Raw genomic sequence first — 23458 nt, 5'->3', positions numbered from 1 at the left:
ATGGACTTGGCAAGGGGTCAAGAGAAACCTATGTTAGAGGCACGTAATTTTCGTCAAGGCGCCCGGAAGCAGCGGGCTTGCCGGTGTTCCGGGGAACCGAATGAATCCTAACTTCAGAAATTTTGCCCTCTGGGCGATCATAGCGCTGCTGCTCATAGCGCTGTTCAATATGTTCAATAGCCCGGGCGCGCGCGGCACCTCCGACGAGATAAGCTATTCGGAATTCCTTCAGGATGTCGATAATGGCCGCATCCGGAGTGTGAAGATCGTTGGCGAAACGATTTCCGGCAAATACGCCGAAGGCAATCGCTCGTTCAGAACCTATTCTCCTGGAGACGCCGGTCTGGTGCAGCGCCTTGAAGATAGGGGCGTCAGCATAAGCGCAGCGCCTGAAAACGACGGATCCAACAGTTTCATCGGACTGCTCCTTTCGTGGCTGCCCATACTGCTCATCCTCGGCGTCTGGATTTTCTTCATGCGTCAGATGCAGGGCGGATCCAGAGGCGCGATGGGCTTTGGCAAATCGAAAGCCAAGCTACTGACCGAATCCCATGGACGGGTGACTTTTGATGACGTGGCCGGGGTCGACGAAGCCAAGGAAGATCTCGAGGAGATCGTCGAATTCCTGCGCGATCCGCAGAAGTTTCAGCGGCTTGGCGGCCGCATTCCCCGTGGCGTCCTGCTCGTCGGACCGCCCGGAACCGGTAAAACCCTTCTTGCCCGTTCGGTGGCCGGTGAGGCGGCCGTTCCGTTCTTCACCATTTCGGGCTCCGATTTCGTGGAAATGTTTGTCGGCGTCGGCGCGAGCCGTGTCCGCGACATGTTCGAACAGGCCAAGAAAAACGCGCCCTGCATCATTTTCATCGACGAAATCGACGCTGTCGGCAGACACCGCGGCGCGGGTCTCGGCGGCGGCAATGACGAGCGTGAGCAAACGCTCAACCAGTTGTTGGTCGAGATGGACGGCTTCGAGGCCAATGAAGGCGTCATTCTGATCGCCGCGACAAACCGTCCCGACGTGCTCGACCCGGCGCTGTTGCGGCCCGGCCGTTTCGACCGTCAGGTCGTGGTGCCGAATCCGGACATCATTGGACGCGAGCGTATCCTCAAGGTCCATGTGCGAAATGTGCCGCTGGCGCCGAACGTCGATCTGAAGGTGATCGCCCGCGGCACGCCCGGCTTCTCCGGCGCCGATCTGATGAACCTGGTTAACGAAGCGGCGCTGATGGCGGCGCGCCGCAACAAGCGGCTTGTGACCATGCTCGAATTCGAAGACGCCAAGGACAAGGTCATGATGGGCGCCGAGCGACGCTCCAGCGCGATGACCCAGGAAGAGAAGAAGCTCACTGCCTATCACGAGGCCGGACACGCCATGGTCGCGCTCAATGTGGAAAGCGCCGATCCGGTGCATAAGGCGACGATCATTCCACGTGGCCGCGCCCTCGGCATGGTCATGCAACTACCGGAAGGCGATCGCTATTCGATGAGTTACAAGTACATGATCTCCCGTCTGGCGATCATGATGGGCGGTCGCGTCGCCGAAGAAATCACCTTCGGGAAAGACAACATCACCTCTGGCGCTTCATCCGATATCGAGCAGGCCACCAAGCTTGCCAGGGCGATGGTCACGCAATGGGGATTTTCCGACGAACTCGGACAGGTGGCCTATGGCGAGAACCAGCAGGAAGTGTTCCTTGGCCATTCGGTTGCGCAGCAGAAGAACGTTTCCGAAGCGACAGCGCAGAAAATCGACAGGGAAATCCATCGTCTGATCGATGAGGCCTACAGCGCGGCGCGACAAATCCTCACTGACAAGAATGAGGATTTCAAGACGCTTGCGGAAGGTCTGCTCGAGTACGAGACGCTTTCCGGCGACGAGATCAAGGCGCTGCTTCGCGGTGAAAAACCGTCGCGCGATCTCGGTGACGATACGCCTCCGTCTCGCGGCTCCACCGTTCCCAAGACCGGTGCGAAAAGCCAGGAAGAGGGCAAGGCCGAGGGCAGCAAGAAGTCGGATGACGAGCCGGACGCAGGCATGGAGCCGCAAACGCCCTAGCGGGTAACGGACCGTCAATTCTTGGGCGATAAGGTAATAGCCAATTTACGGCCATCCGTCTGAAACGGACTGTAACAGATTATGAAGGCCGTATTTCCGCGTTATGTGCAATAACGCGGCGGTCGGTATAAGCTTCTGCAGTCGGGGGATTCAATGGCGCGCCAGTATTTTGGAACGGACGGTATCCGCGGAAAATCCAATTCCGGCAATATGACGCCGGACACGGCGATGCGGGTCGGGCTCGCTGCTGGCGCGGTTTTCCGCCGTGGCGACCATCGTCACCGCGTCGTCATAGGCAAGGATACGCGACTTTCCGGATATATGCTGGAAAACGCCATGGTTGCGGGCTTTACCGCATCGGGCATGGATGTCTTCCTCCTCGGTCCCATTCCGACTCCCGCCGTATCCATGCTGACGCGGTCCCTGCGCGCCGATATCGGCGTGATGATCTCGGCGTCCCACAATCCGTATGAGGACAACGGGATCAAATTGTTCGGGCCGGATGGTTACAAGCTTTCTGACGAGCTTGAGATGCGGATCGAGCGGCTCATCGACGCCGATATTTCAAGCCAGTTGACCATTTCGAAAAACATTGGACGCGCCAAGCGCATCGACGGTGTTCACGACCGCTATATCGAGTTCGCCAAGCGGACAATGCCGAAGAATGTGTCGCTGAGTGGATTGCGGGTGGTGGTGGATTGCGCCAACGGCGCCGCCTACAAGGTCGCGCCCGCCGTTCTGTGGGAATTGGGCGCCGAAGTTATAACTATCGGCAATGAGCCAAACGGCATCAACATCAATCATGAATGTGGTTCGACCCATCCGGTCGCGCTGGCGCGCAAGGTGCATGAAGTGAGGGCCGATATCGGCATCGCACTTGATGGCGACGCCGATCGTGTTCTGATCGTGGACGAGAAAGGATCGGTTGTCGACGGCGATCAACTCATGGCCGTCATTGCTGAATCATGGTCGCGGGACAAGCGCCTCACAGGCGGCGGCATCGTGGCGACCGTCATGTCGAATCTTGGTCTTGAACGTTTTCTGGAAGACCGCGACATGACCCTGGAACGAACCAAGGTCGGCGATCGCTATGTCGTGGAACGTATGCGCGGCGGCGGGTTCAATGTCGGCGGCGAGCAGTCGGGCCACATCGTTCTCTCTGACTACGCCACGACCGGGGACGGCCTGGTCGCGGCCTTGCAGATCCTCGCCTGCGTCCAGCGCATGGACAGGCCTGTCAGCGAGATTTGCCACCGTTTCGATCCGGTTCCGCAAATATTGAAGAATGTGCGCGTCACGTCCGGCAAACCGCTTGAAGACGCCCATGTGAAATCGGCCATCGACTCAGCCACCGACACCCTTGGCAAGTCGGGCCGTCTGGTCATTCGCCCGTCCGGAACCGAACCCCTGATCAGGGTCATGGCTGAAGGCGATGATCGCATGCTCGTCGAGAAGGTCGTCGACGAACTCATCGATACGATCGCCGGCGTCAGGGCCGTCGCCTAGTTTCGGTTCTTTCAACATTTCGAATTCCCGGTAACTGACCTGACGCCGCGGGCTTCCGGCGACATGCACGGCGTCCGCGCGCCCAACTTGCGGTATCAGTCGCAACTAAGCTTGCAGTCATTTAAGCAGTTGTTTTTGAGATATTTTTTTATGGAACAAGGTGAATCGTTATAGCTAACGACGTTTTAACCTTTTGCTCCGATACTCTGGACACGCAGGATCTATTGCGAGCAGACACGGGTCCGCATTTGTACGGTCGGAGTTTATGTTATGATTAAATATTTGGGTCTTGCAGCGAGCGTCGCTCTGATTGCCGGGCCATCCTGGGCCGCCGATACTATCGAAGATTTGCCTGTCGAACCGGCTCCCCTTTATGACGCGGAAATTCGCGGATCGACGGATGTGATCTGGGAAGGGTTCTATCTCCGTGTCGGCGCCGGGTATTCCTGGCCGATCATGGACGGCATAGACTACACATTGTACGGCGCGCCCGGAGCGAGCGGCACATTCGACAAACACGACCTTTCCGATACCTGGCTGATCGAGGGCGCCGCGGGCTACCAGATCAACCGGTTTCTTCGGACCGAGCTCAGCCTCTCCTATAACGCAAGCGCCGATTTCAACGGATCGACGAGCGGATCGTGCGGCGTGGCGCTCGACTGCGTTTCAACCGACACTGCGAGTTGGAGCGCCTACTCGCTCATGGCCAGCGCCTACGTGGATTTCGACTTCTGGAGTGAAGGGTCAGCGGCCATCATACCGTTCATAGGCGGTGGCATTGGCGGAAGCTACGTGTCTTACGGAAACCTCAACAACCAGAGCTGCGAGACAGGAAATCCGTGGAACTGCGATCCGTCGTTTTCGCATGAAGGACAGAAAAACTGGAGATTCACCTATCAGTTGTCGGCGGGTCTTTCCTACCGCTTCCGCTGCGATCTCGTGGGCGACGTCTCCTATCGCTACCAGCATATCAATGGCGGCGAGATGTTCGGATACGCGGCTGGCGGCGGTCCAGGCTACGACCGCGGCATCGACATCCACTCGGCTGTCGCCGGTTTGAGGTTCTATCCGGGTCGCGACTGTTCTCCGGAACCCTATGTTCCCTACGAGCCGATCGTCTACAAGTAATTCTGCAGCAACGATCCAGCGATTTAACAAGCGCCGCCTGCCATGCAGGCGGCGTTTTTTTTGCGCCTGGCTGCCTATGGATAATGACCGGTAAAGAAACGTCCTTAACAAACATGCTTAACCGCAACTTAACCAGTGCGCGGATAGGATGTCGGCAAAGCAGTTAATCATTCCGCCGATACAAGGGGGTATCGTTCATGATGTTTCACAGAACAAAACCGGCGCTTGTCCTGACGCTCATCCTTTGCGCTTCTGCGCCTGCGGGCGCAGCAGACCTGGACGATATTCTCTATGCTCCGGAACTCCAGAACACCGTACCGGTCGAGATTGGCAGCGGATGGTATCTGCGCGGCGATGTCGGGTACAATGTATCATTCAATGGATCGGCTTCGTCCTACCGGGTCTTCGATCCATTTACGCTCGAATATTACGATCAACCTTACAGCTCGTCCGAGTTCAATTCGGATTTCACCTATGGCCTTGGAGCCGGTTACCAGTTTACCGACTGGTTTCGCGCAGAAGCCATGTTCAACGCCTTTGGCGGTGATTTTTCGGGAACCGGCGTTTCTGCCTATCCATGTCTCGCACTGCCTGGCGGACCGGACGGCACCGGGTGCTCGCGCTCTGGCGAATCAGACTTCACGGCGCGCGGCGGCATGGTCAATGGCTACGTCGATCTCGGAACCTATGCCGGTTTTACGCCCTATTTCGGCGCGGGCGTTGGCATGACGTATGTGAACTACGACAACTATATTTCAAAAGACACCTGCATCAACGGCATTGCAGACTGCGCAGGGGCGACGTTCGGGACACAGTTTCATGAGGGATTGGGTTCCTGGAGATTCACTTATTCCCTCATGGCCGGCATTGCCTACGACATCACCCGCAATCTGAAAGCTGATTTGGGCTATCGCTTCACGGACATCGCTTCCGGCGGCAAGTACGGCTATGATTCGACCGCTGTCGGCGCCGGAGCGAGCGGAACGCAAAGCTCGGATGACGGCTTCACCAGCCAGGAAATCAGGTTCTCCCTTCGCTATTCGCTCTGGTAGAATAATCAATCAAAAAGTGCAATGCTGACTTTACGATGCAATGATGCATTGCGCCTTGCGTTCGATCGAAGTGATGAGGCTTGCGGCGGGATTTGCGACAAATGCGGTCGCATCATCAAACTTCTCCTTTGGCGGTCATCTGCTAGATTGCGTTTCGGCAATTTGCATGGCTGATCGTATTGGAGTTAAAGGTGGCGAATTTCGACTGGCACGCTGATCGTAGCGATTTGTCTGGCATTGCGCTTCTGGACAGGGCGCCGGAAAGCGAAGGCATCGATCTGAAGGTAGTTCGCGCCTATCGCCAGCGCCGCGTTCGCGAACAGATGGTTGCCTACGGCGTCGACGCCGTTATCCTGTCCGATCCAATAAACATCCGCTATGCGACCGGGACCCGCAACATGCAGGTCTTTTCGATGCGCAATGCGCCGTCCCGCTATCTGCTGCTGACGGCGAATCGATCGATATTGTTTGAGTTTACGGGTTGCATGCATCTGGCCGACGGGTTCGAAACAATCGACGAAGTGCGCCCGGCGATTACCGCAAGTTTTGTCGCCGCCGGCCCGGAGATAGCGGCGCGCCAGCACCGCTGGGCGGCTGAAATGGCGAGCCTCATAACGGAGCTGGCAGGGCCTGCCGCAACGGTCGGGCTCGAGCGGTTGAACGCTGGATCCGCCATCGCTCTTGAAAGCCATGGACTGGTTATCGTGGACGCTCAGCAGCCCGTTGAAATGGCTCGCGCGATCAAATCATCCGAGGAGATGAAATGCGTCAACGCATCGCTTCGCGCGACCGAAGTCGCCGTTGAAAAGATGCGCGACGCCATACGTCCCGGCCTGACTGAAAATGAACTCTGGTCCGTCCTGCACAAGTCGGTCATCATGCAAAACGGAGACTATTGCGAAACCCGTCTCCTGAACTCCGGCCAGCGGACAAATCCGTGGTTTCAGGAGGCCGCTCACCGGATCATCGGCGAAAACGAACTGATCGCGCTCGATACGGATGTCGTGGGTTGCCACGGATATTACTCTGATTTTTCTCGCACCTTTCATTCCGGTCCGTGCGAACCGACGCAAATGCAAAAGACGCTCTACCAGGTCGCTTACGAACAGGTGAAATACAATATGGGCGTTCTGAAGCCGGGTCTGTCATTTCGCGAGTACGCCGACCAGGCATGGGATATTCCCGAGCGCTACCACGCCAACCGCTACTATCTCTCCGCCCACGGCTGCGGGATGACCGGCGAGTATCCCTATCTCTATCACAGCGGTGATTTTCCTGACGCCGGTTACGACGGGGTGATCGAACCGGGCATGACGCTTTGCGTGGAAAGCTATATCGGCGAGGAGGGCGGTTGCGAAGGCGTCAAACTTGAACAGCAGGTTCTGATCACAGACACCGGCGTTGAGTTGCTATCGCGCTTTCCTTTCGAGGACAGCCTGCTTAATTAATGTTCGGCCCCGAATTATTCGGCGGCGGTTTCTTTAGAAACGGTCTTCGAATGAAATCCAACGCGGCATTTCTCATCAGCCGCCGCGTTGAGATGATTTCAAATCCGTCCGCATTGATCAGAATGCCGTATTTGTCGCGCACATCATCAATTGTTTGCGGCTGTATCTCCGACTTCCTGCGGGACCTGTTCGCATTCCGTGACGCCTGGCCGTCAAGACCAGAGCCGTTTGCAGGTGGTGCGACGGACGCGTCGTTCGGTTTCGATCTCAATGCGTTCCAGTGCGGCGTTCTCGAACCGAATTCGGAATCAAAGGCATGGGAGAGCGTTTGTTCGCGCGACTTGTCATGCATGCCCTGGTTATCGACGTCCATGAATTGAAATTCGCGTGTCGAAAGTTTGCCTGAAGTATCCTCCATCCAGCTTTCCAGTCCCAATATGTCTAGCGAGCCTTTGTCGTACTCTGCAAAATAGCGCCTGATATCTTCAGCCGGGAAGCCCCGGTTGATCGCATTGCGGGCGCCGTGCACTTTCTCGATTGCGATGAATTTCGGATAGAACGCTACAGCGCCGTTAGCGCAGAAGCTCCATTTGCGCGCCATGGCGAGGCATAAGCCTGCCATCGAACAATACTCTCCGCCTGCTTCACTCATCTCGCGGAATGTCCGCAGGGAACAGACAAACGGCCCCCAGAACGCCTCACAGATCTGATGCCAGTTCTCGACGCCATATTTCGGTGGATCCAGAAAATCGGTCGGTATCAGGATTTCGCCGGGTTCATCCGGCCTCGAGACAAAATAGCTTGCCGTGTTGTTCCACTTTCGGCTTTGGGGTTTACCCCACTCATCATAGCAGATGATGGCATTCAGTCCGGCGACTACTTTCGTTTCGGGGCGCTGTGCGAGCAGATGGCAGGCTTCGTGAAAGGCGAAGCGGTCCGGGACTTCTTCGCCCGCTCTGAGAAACACAACGATGTCTCGATCCGCGTCCGCTTCCTTGAAGAGCGTTCCCAGGCGGTTCAGCGGCTCGAGGGAATCAGCTTGTGCGACTTCGTCAACTTGGCCTGTCAGGTAGTGCGCAAAGCCGGAATAATTGCTTGAAACGATTGCCGCAACCGAGCAAGGCGCTGACGTCAGCCTTTCGATGCTGGCCAGGGTCGGGCGGAGACGAAAAGCATCGTCTCTCGCATCTATCACAAACAGAACTCTCGGAAGCGCGGCGCGCATGTTCGAGGCTTTGGTAGGCGTCGCTTGTTTGATGTTGGTCTTTGGTATCGTGGTCGTGGCGCGCAATCCCGTAGGATATTGAAACGCGTCGAAATCCTCTTCGTATTTTTTGGCGATCAGGCGTCGCAGATCCTGCGGAATCTGATCATGCGCCTCCGCTCGCTTGCGGGTGGAGTTCAGTCGCGTTGCAGGCTCGGCTTCCGTCCCGCCTGTAATCGTTTCATGGACGATCCGCCAGTCCTGATCGAAACTCTCGAGTCTGCCCGTGAAGTGGTAGTCGATAACATCGATATGCATGGACCGTGCCTGGGGATACCAGTGACGATCCATTTCGAAATAGTCCTGATCGCAAATGAAACGGATGAAATCTCCAAATTCGATTGCTTCATCGAGGTCCACCGACGATGAATGCCTGCCTGTCTTGTGCGCCAGAATTGCGGTCCGGTTCATTTTGAATTCTTTCGTCGCGGCATCAACCAGATCGTAGCTCTCAAGACCCAGAGACAAGATCCGGTTTTCATAAGCCGACACAAGACGGGCGTAGGGATCCCGGCAGAAATTGAAGCGAAACACCTCTGGCGATTGCAGCAATGTGGCCAGCTTTTGCTCGTTCGTCTGGAACAGTCCCCTCAGTCCGGTTGCCCTGCGGTTGTGGGGGCTTCCGTCAAAATGCTCCTGATCGTTTTCAATCAGCGCCAGATTGTATTTTATCGACGAGCAGGCGTTTTTCGAACATGCGCCGTAGAGATATGGATATCTTTCGGACCACAGAATGTCATTTGTAACCAACCCCTCCCAGAAATTCCTGTTCAGCAAATTTCTTACAGCTTCCGTATAAATCATGTCTCAAATTACTTGTTTCGTGGATGTTTGTGTTCCCTGAAATTTCCGGATTCGACGCTTTCGATTCGTTTGCCCAAAAACACCCAGGTTTTGCTGGAGGATTTCTCCATGCTTCTGATATGAAACTGCTTCCTTTCTCGCTTCGATTTGTAAGCCGGGTTCGTATGGCGGTGGTGTTCGACGAAGAGCGCATTTGTAAATGCGACTGCGTTCTGCGACGCGGCATTCCCGCGGTGCAGGGCAAGATAGAAATCCTCGTGTTCTCCTGAAATTTTCAGGTCATCGTCCCAACGCAGGCCTGTCTCGTCGAGAAAGGCGCGATCCATCAGTGCGAAATTGTTCACCGTGTCGGTGTAGTAGAAATAGTGGGTCTCATCGACATAGTGGTGTTCTTTCGCCAGATACTGTTGGGGGATGAAAATCTTCGTGTCCGGCAGGAGTTTGTGATCAACGATTTTGTGGTCGAAGCTCGTGTAACGACGGTTTGTCAGTTCACCATCTTCGGAATAGTTGAAATTCTCGAACATGCCGCCGAGGATTTTGATTTCCGGATGATCGTTCCAGATCGCCAGCGCCACATCCAGCCGCGTGCGCGGCGTCACGAGAAAGTCGTCGTCACAGAGAAAAATGACGGGTTCGTCGGTGTTGTCGAGCAGAAGGTTTCGCGACGCAGAGAGCCCGTAATCCTCCGGCACGGGATAAAGATGCATGCCGGGCGAATTCTGCAGCGCCTGATAATCGGTCAGGTCATCGCCCTGGACCGCAATGTGGATCGTGATCTCGGGCGGCAAATATCTTCGAACGGACGCCACGAAAAGCTGGGAGGACTCCGGTCTCCGCAGCGTGGAGAAAATCAATGCAATGTCGCGATATCCGACCGGTTTTCTCGAACTGGTCCGCGTCGATGGGCAGTTGTCCTTTGGCCTGTCCGTAATGACGCTGCGTAGTATCGAACCGAGCATCGTCGGCGACGCCAGCAACTGTTGCTCGGTCATGCCTTTCAGGCTGTCCGGGAACAGGTTGTTGTAGAGCATCACGGTGTGGCATGCATCGAGTTCGGGGCGTGTCGATCCGTTGTAGTCGATGAGCAGAAACTTCTCGTGATCTTGGAAACCGAGCGGGTGGTAGAGCGCTTCGTCCAGCGGTTCGAAGTCCGTCGCAAGGTGGTCCTGAACAACGCGGGTGAGCATTGTTGAACCGAGCTCAGTCCAGTCATACGTCGCGCCGAATCTCTGTTTTTCCGTCACCAGCCCGACTTGCTCGTCGGCATATGCGCTGATGATGTTTCCGCCGGGCGCCGAGCCAATGAGGTTGTTTGCATAGAAAACGCCATTGGGGCCGCTCTTATCGATTGCGAAAAATCCCTTTCGTTCGAGGATCTCGAAGAGATGACCGAGCCGTCCGAGGGCAATGCAATCGGAGTCGATCCATATTCCGCCATGTGCTTTGAGTATCTGCACGCGTATAATGTCGGCTTTCAGCGCGAGCGAAGGTTCGATGGCCTTCTTCGGAATAAGATTGTCGATCGCAACGGACAGCGGCGGCAGATAATGGCGCAGGTTTTCCGGAGAAAGCACCACGAAAAGACAATCCGGATTGGTTTTGCGAACGGTTTCGTGGCAAAGATTTATGTATCCGGGCGTATGCTTGCCGGTCTTGTTTTCCCAATAGGTCCAGATAGTTCTGCAGTTCATCGGCTGTGCTGGTAATCGATTTGAATGAAAAATTATTGCTTGCCAAATATGTGATCCGGCCATTGGCCACGCGGAAAAATCAGGTCTGCTGTCGTCTTCCAAGGTCATGGCGCATCGGGTTTTCAATTCACCGAAGACGACCCCTCGCTTAATGCGACTTTCTGTTGCATATTGATTTTACTTTCGCAACCTTTGAGCGTTGTTGCTGCTTTTGCCGGAGTGAAATTTCATGCGTTGTTTTTTGCCTGGCTTCATTGTCGGAATATGCGCCGTGCTGTTGTCCGCCGGGCTCGCCGATGCGCAGACCTCCCGCGTCAATATTGTATTGATGTTGTCTGACGATCAAAGTTTTCCGGATCTTGCGATCTACGGAAACCCGGATCTCGATACTCCCTCTCTGGACGCACTTGCGCGCCAGGGGCATCTGTTCACGAGGGCCTACGTAACCGCGCCGCAATGCGTCCAGTCACGGGCGTCGATTGTGACCGGCCTTTGGCCGCTCTCGACAGGCGTCGTGCGCTTTTCCGCAGCGCTTGCCGAAGAAACGGCGACTGTTTTCGACATCCTCAAAAGAAGAAACTATTTCGTCGGCATGGTCGGACGCGGGCATCATCTCAACGGCACGCGGGTGAAAGATGACGGCCGCCTCGGTCCACTTGGCGATACGTTCTCGCGCCGGCTGGATTATCTGTCGGTTCGACCGGAGGCTTCAGCCGACCTTGTTTCGGAATTTCTCGCCGCGCGTCCCGTGGGCCGGCCATTCTTCTTGCAGATCGGTTTTTCCGATCCTCACAGGCCATCGACGGCTACGCAATTCGAACCGGATCCTGATACGATCTCCTTACCGCCCGGAGTTCCAGATTCCGTAATCGCCCGCCGTTCGCTCGCAAGCTACTACGGAGAGGTCAATCGACTGGATGCGACTATTGGCCGAATTATGGATGTATTTGGCGATTCGGAACTCCTGGATAACACCGCCATCATATTCATGGGCGACAACGGCGCCGCCGTATACCGGGGCAAGGGCACGCTTTATGAAAAGGGAATACACGTTCCATTGATTGTCCGCCTGCCGGGCGGCGAGGGCGGCGGCGACGTGCACGATGCGCTGGTTTCCGGTGTCGATCTCATGCCGACAATCCTCGGTCTCGCGGGCACGCCCGCGCCTGATGGCCTTGAAGGCTTCAGTCTGGTGAACGGCGCGGGTGCGATGCCCCTGGACCGCGCTGTTTTCGCAGTGCGGGGCTCTCACGGAACTGGCCTGGCGGGCAACAACGCCATTGCTTTTGATCTTGGAAGAGCGATCATCTCCGGTCGTTACAAACTCATCTACAACGCCATTCCCCGCTATCCCTATGGGCAGACCGATATTCCATGGAAAGAAGAAAAGGCGCTGATCGAAGAGATCGGCGTCAAGCGCCTAAGGAATGAATTCGGTGTCTACTACGGCGGAGGACGACCGATGTTCGAACTGTTCGACCTGGCGGAGGACCCGGGCGAACTGCACAATCTTTTCGAACTCGAAAGCCACCGAAACACACGAAACAGGCTCTTGACCGACCTTTCCGTATGGATGGAAACGCAAAACGATTTTGTCCCGATTCCCTATCCCGGCCTGGTCAACAGATGATGGGGAGAACCTCACTGCCGAATAACAAGTCCGAGGCCTGCGACAAGCAGCATCGTCCAGACAACGTGCAAGACTGTCTGCGCTGACACTCTGCCTCGTAATGCGTTCCCGATAAACAGCCCGAAAAGCATGCACGGGAAAAGACAAGCAAGAAGCGTCAGCATTGCGCCGCGGAAGTAATAGCCCTCGAAAACGAACCACGAAAAACGGCAAAGGCCGACCGTCATCACGAAGATGCTGATCGAGGCCCGAAAGGCGGCCAGATCAGCAAGGCGTCGGGACAGATAAATGGAGTAGATGGGGCCTCCTGTGCCAAACAGGGCCGTGAACACACCTCCGCTCAGCCCGGCCACGATTGCCCAGCGGTTTGATACGATTGGCGCTGATCCGCGATTGAAGAAGCACCATGCGGAATAGATGACAAGGAACACGCCGAGTGTAAGCCGCAGGAGATATTCCGGCGCATAGCTGAAAACGACCAATCCCGCAGCAATCCCGATTGCTGAAAACGGCAACAATCGTGCAAGTTCGCCAAGCGCCGCCGACTTTCGGCTGCGTACACCGACGAGCAGGCCAGCAACTATGTCGAAAAGCTGCATGACCGGCGAAGCGACTGTTATCGGCTGGAAGAACAGCAGCAGGGGCAGACCGGTTATTGTGGAGCCAAATCCGGTCAGTCCGTAGATCGCGTAAGCGAGGACAAGAATCGGCGCGGCCCAAAGCAGCCCGTCAGGCAGGTTCATCTATCCTGGCGTCCGGCTTTGACGCGTGGCGATCATCGAAAATCATGACGCAGTCGACGACGCTCGGTCCGTCTTCGCCGACTAGGACCGGATTGAGATCCAGCTCGGAAAGACGAGGCTCCATGCAGCTTGCCCAATGCGACAGCCGAGAGAGCAAGGCGGCGATCGCTTCGCGGTCGACCGCTGGCTTGCCGCGTACTCCGTCAAGGATCGCGCTCATCCTCAACTCGTCCAGCATGGCTTTAGCCTCATCCGGATCGAAGGGGGCCCTGCGAAACGTGACGTCCTTGAGCACCTCAACCAGAATGCCGCCGAATCCGACCATGACGATCATGCCAAAGACCGGGTCTCGCTGAACGCCGACCACCAGTTCGACGTGGCCGCCTGACATTTCCTGAACGAGCACGCCAGACAGGCTTGCCTCGGGCATATGATGGCGCATACGCTCGACAAGCATCCGAAACCCCGACCGGACAGCGTCCTCGTTGTTGACGTTGAGAATGACGCCGTCGACCTCGGTTTTGTGCAGAATGTCGGGCGATTCGATTTTCAGCGCCACAGGACCGCCATTGGCTCGCCACAGTGAGACGGCGCTGTCCTCGCTATCCGCCAGCGCAGCCCTTGCCATGGGCACTCCGGCTTCGCGCAGCCAGTTCGAAGCCTCGACGCTGGGCTGCATGCCCGAACCGGTCGAACCTTCAGGAGCGGCGCTGAATGCGCTGACGGCGAGATCGTCGCCCGGCGGCTTGAGCATTCCATAACGCGAGAGGGCAGCTGCGGCTTCGACCGCGCGTTCGCCAGCAGGATAAACGGGAATCTCCATTGCACGCAGCCCCTTGATGGCTGCCTCGGGCGCTGCGACCCAGCACACCAGGAATGACTTCTGCGTGCGTTCTTGTATTTCCCTGAAGATGTCAAGCAACGCGTCGACATGGGCCGTCATCAACTGTAGCCAGACGATGGCGACGTCGATGGCGGGGTCATCCAGAAGCGCGACAACGGATTCTGTCAGCAGCTCCGGTCGCGCGACGAACTGGCCGGTCACGTCGACCGGGTTTCCGGCCGCGCCGAAAGCCGGCATCACCTCGCCAAGCCTGGCCTGTGTGTTCACGCCGAGATCGGGTACTGCGAGCCCGACTTCCTCGGCGCGATCCGCCATCATGACGCCGGCCCCTCCGGACTGTGTCGCAATGCCGAGGCCGTTGCCCGAAGCACGCCGCGGCTGGCAGAACGCCTCCATCATGTCGAGCATCTGTTCTTCGTTCCGGGCCCGCATCACGCCGTATTGCCTCACGACAGCGTCGAAGATCGCGTCGGAAACAGCCAGCGCTCCGGTATGAGAAGCGGCGGCGCGCGCGCCGGATTCCAACCGACCCACCTTGGTCAGGATGAGCGGCTTGCCGAGATCGCGGCATTTTCGCGCCAGCTTGATGAGCGACTCTCCATCGCTCAATCCTTCAAGGTAGCCGGCGGCCACCTTGATGCGCGGATCTTCCACGAGCGCCATCATCAGTTCGGCGAAATCGAGATCGGCCTGGTTTCCTGTGTTGAGAAAGTATCCGAGACCGAGGCCGCGCTGTCGAATCAACGCTGCGATTGCGGTGCCGAACGCGCCAGACTGGGTGACGAAGGCGATCGGTCCTGCCCCTGTTTGGCCGTCGGCATATTGACTGAAGGTCGCGTAGACATTCTCGAACGCGTTGACGAACCCAAGGCAATTGGGACCAAGCAGAATGACCCGAGCGGCCTCTGCCGTCTCCGCGAGTTCTTTCTCGAGCGCCTTTCCCGCCTCTCCCATTTCTCCGAAACCGGAACTGAAAATCACGGCGGCGCGAATGCCATTCCCGCCGAGCTGGCGCACGCAGTCGCATACCTGCGCTGCGGGCAAGGCGATGATCGCGAGATCCGCGACCTCCGGCAGGGCGTTCACGCTCGGATAGCAGGTCAGGCCGGCGATTTCCTCATATTTGGGATTCACCGGCATGATGCGGCCGGCGTATCCCTTCTCGATGAGATGTTTCAGCGGACGCCCGTTCACCTTGCCAAAATTCTCGGAGGCGCCGATGACAGCGATGGATTTCGGATTGATCAGCCGGTTTATGACTTCGGTTCGGTCAGGGTTCGCATAGGTCATTTGTCGTGATCTCAAAATGCTGAAATTTCGGTCTGGGCGCGTCCGAGAACGAGCGCATGGATGTCGTGCGTGCCTTCCAGCGTGTTAACGGTTTCCATGTTCATCATATGCCGGATTACGTGATACTCGTCAGAGATGCCGTTCCCGCCGTGAATGTCGCGGGCGAGACGCGCGATCTCAAGCGCCTTTCCCGCGTTGTTGCGCTTGAGCAGCGAAACCATTTCCGGGCTGGCCTTGCCTTCGTCTCGCAGGCGGCTCAGGTGAATGCAGGAGACGAGGGCAAGCGTGATCTCGGTCTGCATGTCTGCAAGCTTCTTCTGGATGAGCTGGTTGGCCGCAAGCGGCTTGCCGAACTGCTTGCGATCCATCGCATACTGGCGGGAGGCGTGCCAGCAGAATTCGGCGGCTCCGATCGCTCCCCAGCAGATGCCGAAGCGGGCGTTGTTCAGGCATCCGAAGGGCGCTCCCACGCCTCGTGCGCCGGGCAACCGGTTTTCATCTGGAACGAAGACATTGTCCATGTGGATCTGCCCCGTCGGAGACGCGCGCACGGAAAATTTGCCTTCGATCTTGCTGGTCGCGAGTCCTTCCATGCCTCTTTCAAGGATAAAACCGCGAACGGTTCCTTCGTCGTCCTTCGCCCAAACGATCATCATATCGGCGATCGGCGCATGAGTAATCCATGTCTTGTTGCCTGTCAGGCGATAGCCCCCGTCGACCTTGCGTGCGCGTGTTTTCATGCCGCCCGGGTCTGAACCGTGATCGGGCTCGGTAAGGCCGAAACAACCCAGTTTCTCTGCCCGCGCCATCGGCGGCAGGTAGGTCTCGCGCTGGCTCTGAGACCCGTAGAGATAAATTGGCAGCATGCTGAGCGTGCTCTGCACGCCGAGGGCGGAGCGGAAACAGGTGTCGACCCGCTCGAATTCGCGGGCGATGAGACCGTAGGCGACGTAGCTTATCCCGGCGCAACCGAATCCGTCGATAGTCGCGCCCAGAAATCCAAGTTTGGCGAATTCCTGCATGATCTCGACATCGAAGGTTTCGTGCCGGTTTGCGTCGAGAATGCGCGGCATCAGCCGTTCCTGCGCGTAGTCGCGCGCGGAATCCCGGATCATGATTTCTTCCGGCGTCAGCAGGTGCTCGACCAGGAACGGATCGTCCCACGAAAATTGCGCGCCCTTCATCCGCGCCCGATCAAGGACGTCGGTCGCCGGTTCCGGATTGGTCATGTTATCTCCTCCCGCCCTCAATCAGAAACTGTGTTTGCCGGCCTCCGCGCCGAATTGCGGCGTCCGCTTTTCAAGGAATGCCTTTACGCCTTCCTGCTTGTCGGCCGAGCCGAGGCAGATCTGGAACCATCTATGTTCGTAGTCTATCGCGTGGTCGATCGTCATGTCGGCGCTGCGCGAGACTGTGTCAATGATTGCGCGCGCCGACACGCTCGCCAGCTTCGAGAGCTTGTCGGCGACTGCCTCGACTTCTGAATCGAAATCTTTCGGCTCGACCACCCAGTCTACGATTCCCAGGCGTTCCGCCTCGGTTGCGTCGATGTGCTCGGCGAGCAGGATCATGCGCATGGCGCGGCCTCGGCCGACAAGGCGTGTCAGGCGGGCGGTGCCGCCGTTGGCGGGCAGAATGCCTATCCTTGTTTCCGGCAGTCCCACTTTCGCCGTCGCGCTGGCGATCCGCATATGGCATGCGAGCGCCAGTTCCAGACCGCCCCCGAGCGCGTAGCCGTTGATCGCCGCGATCGTTGGAAAAGGCATGGTCTCGAGCCTGCGCGCCAATTCTCGCCGCGCGCCGAAATCGATTTCGTTCCACGGCGTTCGCCGCTGCATCTCTTCGAGATCGGCCCCGGCCGCGAAAGCTTTGCCTGCGCCTCGCAGGATCAGGACCCTGGTTTCGGAGGAAAGATTGCGAACGGCGTCCAGCGATTCCGCGACCAACTGATTGTTCAGCGCGTTCAGCACCTCTGGCCGATTGAAGGTCAGACAGGCTTTGGCGCCTTCCTGGCGAAACGTGATCGTCTGATAGTTGGACATGCGTATTGATTTCCTGATTAGGGACCAACTTCCTAAAAAGAACTGCCGTATTCAGTCCAATTTATTTTGATGAGAATGAATATTCAGGATCTGAATATAAGGGGCCTCAACCATTCAGAGGTTGGCGCAAAGAGCAACGAGGTGATTGCGCAGCCACCGGTGGCTTGGATCCTCGTCCAGGGCCTCATGCCAAATCAAAAAGACCGGAAATTCAGGCGTTCGAATGGGCACGGTATAGGATTTCAGGCGAAAATGGTCCGAATAGGTGAACGCCATTCTGCGCGGCAAAGTCGCCAGCAGGTTGGAGCGCTGCACGACTGCGGGCATCGACAGGAAGTGCGGCACTGTCAGGGCGATCTTTCTCTTCAGGCCACGCTTGTCCAGAGCGAGATCGATCATCGGCCGGGATTTACGGCGCGGCGTTATGACGACGTGCTGCAGGTTGAGATAGGTGTCCAGAGAGAGCTGTTCGCCGAGCAGCGGATGATCAATGCGCGCGAGTGTGACAAGATCTTCCGTCAATACGCATTTGCTGACGAAGCCCTCGCCTTGCAGGGCGAAGTAGTCGAGCGCAAGATCAACTGTTCCTTCGCGGAGTTCGCGGGTCAGCGATGCGCTTGGCTCGGGCCGGATCTGGATGTGGATGCCGGGCGCCGCCTCCGTCAGCCAGTCGATGAAACGCGGTATCAGGATGGTTTCGCCGTAGTCTTCCACGGCGATGACGAATTCGCGGTTCGATTTCGAATAGTCGAATTCCTCGTCGCTGCGCAGGCCACGCTCCAGCAATTCCAGGGACTTGCGGATAGGATCTCGCAGCGCCTTGGCGCGCGCGGTCGGCGCCATGCCGCTTCCTTCGCGCTTGAAAAGCGGATCGTCTATGGCGTGACGCAATCGCGCCAGCGCGTTCGAGACGGCGGGCTGGGAAAGATTGAGGCGTAGCGCCGCCCTGGAGATACTTCGCTCCGAATACACCGCATCGAACACCAGAAGCAGGTTCAGATCGATTGACCTGAGATTCATTGATTCCTCCCTCGTCACCAAGCGAAAATAATATTCAGATCGTCAATAAAGTCTATTCCCTATAGAAAGTAGACAAATACAGTAACCCCGCACATTCTCACATCGACACGATACCGGGCGTCTAATGCGGCGCCCTTCGAGGGAGGAGACTCGATGCGAGGAAATGTCGCCATTGTCGGCTATGGCAGGACGCCTTACAGCCGGCTGAAGCCCGGCGAGCCTGTGCTGACGGTGGATGAGTACATCGCCTGGGCGGCGGAGATTGCGCTCGAGAGCGCGGGCATGTCGAAGTCCGATTTCGACGGCCAGGGGCTTGGCGTTTCTCATGCCGAAGTGGCGCACACGGTGAACTGGTCGGCGGCCACCGCGGAAAATCTGGGCATCAGTCCCAACGCGCTGATACGCGGCGACCAGGGCGGCTGTTCCGCGACATCGATGCTTATTCGCGCAGCGGCGCTGATCGAGGCCGGAATAATCGACCGGGCGCTGATCGTTGGCGCGGACACGCCGTTGAGCCTGCCTTCCATCGCACCGGGCCTGCCGCTCTCGCCTGAGAGAACGCGCGGCGTCTACTGGGACTTCCAGGGGCCATTCGGCGTCATGGGCGCGACAGCCCAGTTCGCGCTGGTGCTGCGGAGGTACATGCATGAGCACGACGTATCGCCCGAGCAGCTGGGCAAGGTGGCGGTTACGAACCGGTATCACGCTTCCCTCCACCCGGGCGCCATCTATCGCAAGCCCTTTACGCTGGACGACTATCTCGATTCGCGGATGCTGTCGGACCCGATCCGGCTTTTCGATTGCGTTCCGATCGTGAACGGCGGACTGGCCTATATCGTAACATCCGCCGAGTCGGCGAAAACCATCACCGACAGGCCCGTCTACATGCTTGGATGCGGAGAGACGAACAACTTCTATTGCGGATCGCGTGTCTTTCCCGATGTGACGGTCACCGGATTTTCCCAATCCGCGCCGCGCGCCATGGAAATGGCGGGCGTCGAACACGACGACATCGACTTTCTCCAGCCCTATGACGACTACCCGTTCATCTCGATGATGACGATCGAGGACTGGGGTTTCTGCAAGAAGGGAGAAGGCGGAAAGTTCATCGAGGAGCGCGATCTGCGTTTCGACGGAGATTTTCCGTTGTCGACTGACGGCGGGCAGCTTTCAGGCGGTCAGCCCGGTGGCGCGAATGGCGGGTTCATGCCCCTCGTCGAGGGTGTGGCGCAACTGCGTGGAGAGGCCGGAGACCGGCAGGTCAAGGATGCCTCCATCGGGGCGGTGTGCGGCTTCGGCGGCATCCCGTACGGACGTCCGGGCCGCAGCTGCATCTCAATCATTCTCGGATCGGAGGCCTGAACCATGAACGCATTGCCAAGCAAGCCGCTGCCCGAAATTCCCGAACTGACGCGCCCGTTCTGGAGCGCAGCGAGGGAAGGGCGGTTGGTCATGCAGAAGTGTTCAAGCTGCGGAACGGTGAATTTTCATCCGAAGCCGTGGTGCATCGAATGCGGCGACCGCGACCTGGTCTGGACCGAGATGAAGCAGGAAGGCGCGGTCTATTCCTATACGATTTCGCATTCGGTTGCGATGAACTACCAGGGCTGGCAAGAGGAATTGCCGGTTATCATGTGCCTCATCGATATCGACGGCGGCGCGCGGATGTATGCGCAGCTGACGGACGTCGCCGAACAGGACATCCATGTCGGAATGAGGGTAAAGGCCTATTTCGAACTGATAGGCAAGGAAGCCGGAATTCCGAAATTCAGGCCTGTGTAAGTGTTCGGCGCCAGTCCGGACGCCGCAGGCATTGTGCCATCCGGGCAGTTGAAATAGTTCGAATTCTGGGAGGATAACGATTATGAAGATTGCAGCAAAATCGACCAAGCGCGGGCTCGCCGCCGGCGTTATCGCGTTGACAGCCCTGTCGTTGGGGACTGGCGTCTCAAAGGCGCAGGACGAAACCATTGAAATCAGCCTGATCAGCGCGCCGTTCGGCACCGGTTCCTATGTCATGGGATCGGCCCTTGAGGAAATCTCGAAGAAGAACGACACGGGTGTGCGCATCACCCACACGGAAAGCCCGGGCTTCGTTTTCAACATCAAGAAACTCGACAAGGAACCCGACCTGAAGACGAACATGATCGTTGGTTCCGGCGGCGGCGTTCAGGGTCTGGCGAAGGCCGGCGCGGAACCGTTTGACAAGCAGTATGAGGGCCTCAAACTCATCGCGAACTACAATCTGAACTCAAGCTGGCTTGCGAGTCTCGACGAGGACATCAAGACGCTTGACGACCTGAAGGGCAAGAAAGTGGCTGTCGGGCGTCGCGCGCAGATCAACTGGGCGATACAGCCTGTGGCTATTCTCCAAAACGGTCACGGTTTCAAGGATGGCGACGTTGACATCCAGTATGTCGGAACCAAGGAATCAGTTGCGGCGCTTCTCGACGGAACGGCCGACGCCGCGATTGTCGGCGGCTATATTGATCCGGTCAGCGACCGGATGATGCTGAGCCCGCAAACAATCGAATTTCTGGCGTCGGGCCGCAAGCCGAACCATCTCGCATGGGGCGCAGATAACGTTACGAAAGCTCGCGAAGCCGGAATCAGCATGGCCAATGTCACGATTCCGGCCGGTATCGACCCGAGCATCTCCAAGCCCATGGACGGGTTTGCCGACAGCGTCGCTTGGATGGTCGCGCCGGAGTTTTCGGATGAGGTCGCCTACAAGGTCACCAAGTTGATCCTCGAGAACATCGAGCAATTCGGCGACTATCAGGCCACCGGAAAGCTGATGTCGCCCGAAGGCATGATCTATGGCTGGGATATCGAGGACATTCATCCCGGAGCCTTGAAGGCCTATCGCGAGGCCGGTCTGATCGATTGATCGGAAACAGCGGTTTCAGGGGGGACATCTGCAAATCATTGTGATGTCTCCCCTTTTTGGCAGGAAAAGACGTCTCTTTGCGGTCCGCCCGCGCTACCGGAGCATCGACGCCATGCAGACCAGATTGCTGGACGGCGCCATCGTTTTGATCGGACTTTTGATGTTCGGCTACCAGATGGTTTCGACCCAATACCTGTTTCTCGGCTCCTACGAGCATCAGGCTGTGCATCTCGGCTTCATCTTCGCATTGCTGTTTCTGAACCAGGCGCGCCAGGCTGCGGGCGTTTTCGGCATCATATACAATCTGGTGTTCGCCGTGCTTGGCGTGGCCGCGACCGGATATGTGCTTTTTAACATCATTCATCTGGAAGAGGTCTTCGGTTACCCGGATCCGATCGACGTCGTTGTGGGCGTCGTCCTAATCGGGCTCGTCGTGATCGCGACGCGCGCCGCATGGGGCTGGACCCTGCCGATCGTTGCGGCGATATTCGTCGGCTATTTTCTGTGGGGTCATTATCTTACCGGCCACCTTCACCACCGGCCGTTCAATTTCGACTATGTGGTGTCCTATCTCAGCATCGGACTGTCAGGGATATTCGGAACCTTTCTCGGTATTTCAGCCAACCAGGTATTCCTGTTCGTCGTGTTCGGTGCGCTGCTCGGCATCATCAGGGTCAATGATTTCTTTCTTGAGGCCGGCAAGATTGCCGGCAAGGCTTTCCGCGGCGGACCGGGTCAGACAGCCGTAGTTTCCAGCGGGTTCATCGGGATGATTTCCGGCGCGGCCGTTGCGAATGTTGCGGTCACCGGCGCCTTCACAATTCCCTACATGAAGCAGGTCGGATACAAGCCGGAACATGCCGGCGCGATTGAAGCGACCGCTTCCACGGGCGGCCAGCTCATGCCGCCGGTAATGGGCGCAGCGGCTTTTCTGATGGCGTCGTTCCTCGGCGTGTCCTACGACACGGTGATGCTAGCAGGCATTCTGCCCGCCATCCTGTACTTCTGGGGCGTGATGCTGGGCGTGCAGTTTCTGGCCGTGCGCTTCGATATCCGCCCACCGCTCGAACGGATCAACTTTCCGGTCCTGTTACGTCGCCTGCCGCTTTTTGCACTGCCGCTGGCGGTGCTGATCACCATGCTGATCATGCAATACAGTCCGGCCAACGCTGCGTTCTGGGCGATCATCCTCGCCGTGGCGCTGTCCTATGTCGATCCGCAAACCCGCCCGAAAATCGGTCACCTGGCGAGGAGCATCGCCGGCGGCGCGTTGGTAGGCGCCCAGATCGGTATCTCTCTGGCGCTCGTGGGGCTCATAGCACAGACACTCATTACCACCGGGCTCGGCAACAAGATCGCAAGTCTCGTCGAGTTGCTCAGCGCCGGAAATCTGCTGATCGGTCTGTTGCTGACGATGGTTGTCTCGATCATCCTGGGCTGCGGGGTGCCGACAAGCGCCGCCTACACGCTGGTTGCGATCGTGGTGATTCCGTCGGTCATCAAGATGGGGGTAGACCCGATCGCCGCCCACTTCTTTTCATTCTACTTCGCGGTCATTTCCTCGCTGACGCCGCCGGTGGCGCTTGCCGCGCTTGCGGGAGCCGGCCTGGCCGGTGCGCCTTATTTCAAAACCTCGCTTTCCGCCGCCAAGCTTGCCATATCCGGCTTCATCATACCGTTTCTGATCATTTTCAATCCGCTTCTCACCTTCAATCCGGTGAACTGGGTCTGGGGGATCGGGACGATAATTGCAGTGCCGCTCGGCATGACGGCGCTCACCGCAGCGATTTATGGATGCGGCTTGACGGTTTTCACGGCAAAGGAAAGATTGCTGGCCACGCTCGCCGCTGTGTGTCTTCTGGGATATTCCGCATTTAGGCATGTCGATGAACTGCCCATCGAATATCCCATGCTCGCGCTCGGAATCGCAGCCTTTGCCGCAACGCTCTACATGCAGATTCGCACAACAAAGGCGAACGGCGATTCCCTGAACCCGCAATTGCAGAACGGATAGCAACCTCGCTCGGCGACCAGATTAGCGCATGTT

Annotated in this window: 17 protein-coding genes; 10 read left to right on the top strand and 7 right to left on the bottom strand. The window is 57.5% G+C overall.

Annotation, left to right across the window (positions count from 1 at the left end; genetic code table 11):
* Positions 1-100: 100 nt before the first annotated feature.
* The 5 genes from ftsH (at position 101) to AAFN47_RS07645 (ending at position 7190) form a co-directional block, all read left to right on the top strand.
* Entirely contained in the window at positions 101-2056 is a 1956-nt protein-coding gene (gene ftsH / locus AAFN47_RS07665; RefSeq protein ID WP_499808613.1) for an ATP-dependent zinc metalloprotease FtsH, read from the top strand.
* Between the two features lie 153 nt (positions 2057-2209).
* The gene (glmM, locus tag AAFN47_RS07660; protein ID WP_499808612.1) at positions 2210-3562 is read left to right on the top strand and encodes a phosphoglucosamine mutase; all 1353 of its coding nucleotides are present in this window, start codon (positions 2210-2212) and stop codon (positions 3560-3562) included.
* A gap of 270 nt (positions 3563-3832) precedes the next feature.
* The gene (locus AAFN47_RS07655; protein ID WP_499808611.1) at positions 3833-4690 is read left to right on the top strand and encodes an outer membrane protein; all 858 of its coding nucleotides are present in this window, start codon (positions 3833-3835) and stop codon (positions 4688-4690) included.
* A gap of 197 nt (positions 4691-4887) precedes the next feature.
* Positions 4888-5742, top strand: a complete 855-nt coding sequence (locus tag AAFN47_RS07650; protein WP_499808610.1) for an outer membrane protein — start codon at positions 4888-4890, stop codon at positions 5740-5742.
* A 191-nt stretch (positions 5743-5933) separates the two neighbouring features.
* Positions 5934-7190 carry a M24 family metallopeptidase gene (locus tag AAFN47_RS07645; protein ID WP_499808609.1) on the top strand — a complete coding sequence of 419 codons (1257 nt, stop codon included), beginning with the start codon at positions 5934-5936 and terminating at the stop codon, positions 7188-7190.
* On the opposite strand, the gene AAFN47_RS07640 is transcribed toward AAFN47_RS07645, so the two are convergent.
* Entirely contained in the window at positions 7183-9204 is a 2022-nt protein-coding gene (locus AAFN47_RS07640; RefSeq protein WP_499808608.1) for a sulfotransferase family 2 domain-containing protein, read from the bottom strand. The two genes, AAFN47_RS07645 and AAFN47_RS07640, sit on opposite strands and share 8 nt — an antisense overlap.
* Before the next feature lie 62 nt (positions 9205-9266).
* Positions 9267-11015, bottom strand: a complete 1749-nt coding sequence (locus AAFN47_RS07635; RefSeq protein ID WP_499808607.1) for a capsular polysaccharide synthesis protein — start codon at positions 11013-11015, stop codon at positions 9267-9269.
* A gap of 166 nt (positions 11016-11181) precedes the next feature.
* Here AAFN47_RS07635 and AAFN47_RS07630 point away from each other — a divergent pair, with 166 nt between their 5' ends.
* Entirely contained in the window at positions 11182-12582 is a 1401-nt protein-coding gene (locus AAFN47_RS07630) for a sulfatase family protein (RefSeq protein WP_499808606.1), read from the top strand.
* An 11-nt stretch (positions 12583-12593) separates the two neighbouring features.
* On the opposite strand, the gene AAFN47_RS07625 is transcribed toward AAFN47_RS07630, so the two are convergent.
* The 5 genes from AAFN47_RS07625 to AAFN47_RS07605 form a co-directional block, all read right to left on the bottom strand.
* Positions 12594-13325 (bottom strand): sulfite exporter TauE/SafE family protein, encoded by a 732-nt coding sequence (locus AAFN47_RS07625; protein WP_499808605.1) that lies wholly within the window; start codon positions 13323-13325, stop codon positions 12594-12596.
* The gene (locus AAFN47_RS07620) at positions 13312-15459 is read right to left on the bottom strand and encodes an acetate--CoA ligase family protein (RefSeq protein ID WP_499808604.1); all 2148 of its coding nucleotides are present in this window, start codon (positions 15457-15459) and stop codon (positions 13312-13314) included. The genes AAFN47_RS07625 and AAFN47_RS07620 overlap by 14 nt, the downstream gene beginning before the upstream one ends.
* A gap of 11 nt (positions 15460-15470) precedes the next feature.
* Positions 15471-16688 (bottom strand): acyl-CoA dehydrogenase, encoded by a 1218-nt coding sequence (locus AAFN47_RS07615; protein WP_499808603.1) that lies wholly within the window; start codon positions 16686-16688, stop codon positions 15471-15473.
* A gap of 21 nt (positions 16689-16709) precedes the next feature.
* Complete coding sequence (locus tag AAFN47_RS07610) at positions 16710-17501, bottom strand: enoyl-CoA hydratase/isomerase family protein (protein ID WP_499808602.1); 792 nt, start codon at positions 17499-17501, stop codon at positions 16710-16712.
* A 114-nt stretch (positions 17502-17615) separates the two neighbouring features.
* Positions 17616-18521 (bottom strand): LysR family transcriptional regulator, encoded by a 906-nt coding sequence (locus AAFN47_RS07605; RefSeq protein WP_499808601.1) that lies wholly within the window; start codon positions 18519-18521, stop codon positions 17616-17618.
* 153 nt (positions 18522-18674) lie between these two features.
* Between AAFN47_RS07605 and AAFN47_RS07600 the strand changes: the two genes are divergently transcribed.
* The 4 genes from AAFN47_RS07600 (at position 18675) to AAFN47_RS07585 (ending at position 23425) form a co-directional block, all read left to right on the top strand.
* A complete protein-coding gene (locus AAFN47_RS07600; protein ID WP_499808600.1) occupies positions 18675-19883 on the top strand; it encodes a thiolase family protein in 1209 nt (402 codons plus the stop codon).
* Between the two features lie 3 nt (positions 19884-19886).
* Positions 19887-20303, top strand: a complete 417-nt coding sequence (locus AAFN47_RS07595; protein ID WP_499808599.1) for a Zn-ribbon domain-containing OB-fold protein — start codon at positions 19887-19889, stop codon at positions 20301-20303.
* Positions 20304-20385: 82 nt separating this feature from the next.
* On the top strand, positions 20386-21411 hold the full coding sequence (locus AAFN47_RS07590; RefSeq protein WP_499808598.1) for a TAXI family TRAP transporter solute-binding subunit: 1026 nt from the start codon (positions 20386-20388) through the stop codon (positions 21409-21411).
* 112 nt (positions 21412-21523) lie between these two features.
* Complete coding sequence (locus AAFN47_RS07585) at positions 21524-23425, top strand: TRAP transporter permease (protein WP_499808597.1); 1902 nt, start codon at positions 21524-21526, stop codon at positions 23423-23425.
* Positions 23426-23458: the final 33 nt, after the last annotated feature.

The organism is Hoeflea sp. CAU 1731, assembly GCF_039888615.1.
GTDB lineage: Bacteria > Pseudomonadota > Alphaproteobacteria > Rhizobiales > Rhizobiaceae > Flavimaribacter.
This window is presented reverse-complemented; position numbering and strand designations above follow the sequence as displayed.

Bases quoted from the DNA above. Each gene is read 5' to 3' on its own strand.
- ftsH (WP_499808613.1), top strand. From the start codon at position 101: ATGAATCCTAACTTCAGAAATTTTGCCCTCTGGGCGATCATAGCGCTG.
- glmM (WP_499808612.1), top strand. From the start codon at position 2,210: ATGGCGCGCCAGTATTTTGGAACGGACGGTATCCGCGGAAAATCCAAT.
- AAFN47_RS07655 (WP_499808611.1), top strand. From the start codon at position 3,833: ATGATTAAATATTTGGGTCTTGCAGCGAGCGTCGCTCTGATTGCCGGG.
- AAFN47_RS07650 (WP_499808610.1), top strand. From the start codon at position 4,888: ATGATGTTTCACAGAACAAAACCGGCGCTTGTCCTGACGCTCATCCTT.
- AAFN47_RS07635 (WP_499808607.1), bottom strand. From the start codon at position 11,015: ATGGCCGGATCACATATTTGGCAAGCAATAATTTTTCATTCAAATCGA.
- AAFN47_RS07630 (WP_499808606.1), top strand. From the start codon at position 11,182: ATGCGTTGTTTTTTGCCTGGCTTCATTGTCGGAATATGCGCCGTGCTG.
- AAFN47_RS07625 (WP_499808605.1), bottom strand. From the start codon at position 13,325: ATGAACCTGCCTGACGGGCTGCTTTGGGCCGCGCCGATTCTTGTCCTC.
- AAFN47_RS07620 (WP_499808604.1), bottom strand. From the start codon at position 15,459: ATGACCTATGCGAACCCTGACCGAACCGAAGTCATAAACCGGCTGATC.
- AAFN47_RS07615 (WP_499808603.1), bottom strand. From the start codon at position 16,688: ATGACCAATCCGGAACCGGCGACCGACGTCCTTGATCGGGCGCGGATG.
- AAFN47_RS07610 (WP_499808602.1), bottom strand. From the start codon at position 17,501: ATGTCCAACTATCAGACGATCACGTTTCGCCAGGAAGGCGCCAAAGCC.
- AAFN47_RS07605 (WP_499808601.1), bottom strand. From the start codon at position 18,521: ATGAATCTCAGGTCAATCGATCTGAACCTGCTTCTGGTGTTCGATGCG.
- AAFN47_RS07600 (WP_499808600.1), top strand. From the start codon at position 18,675: ATGCGAGGAAATGTCGCCATTGTCGGCTATGGCAGGACGCCTTACAGC.
- AAFN47_RS07595 (WP_499808599.1), top strand. From the start codon at position 19,887: ATGAACGCATTGCCAAGCAAGCCGCTGCCCGAAATTCCCGAACTGACG.
- AAFN47_RS07590 (WP_499808598.1), top strand. From the start codon at position 20,386: ATGAAGATTGCAGCAAAATCGACCAAGCGCGGGCTCGCCGCCGGCGTT.
- AAFN47_RS07585 (WP_499808597.1), top strand. From the start codon at position 21,524: ATGCAGACCAGATTGCTGGACGGCGCCATCGTTTTGATCGGACTTTTG.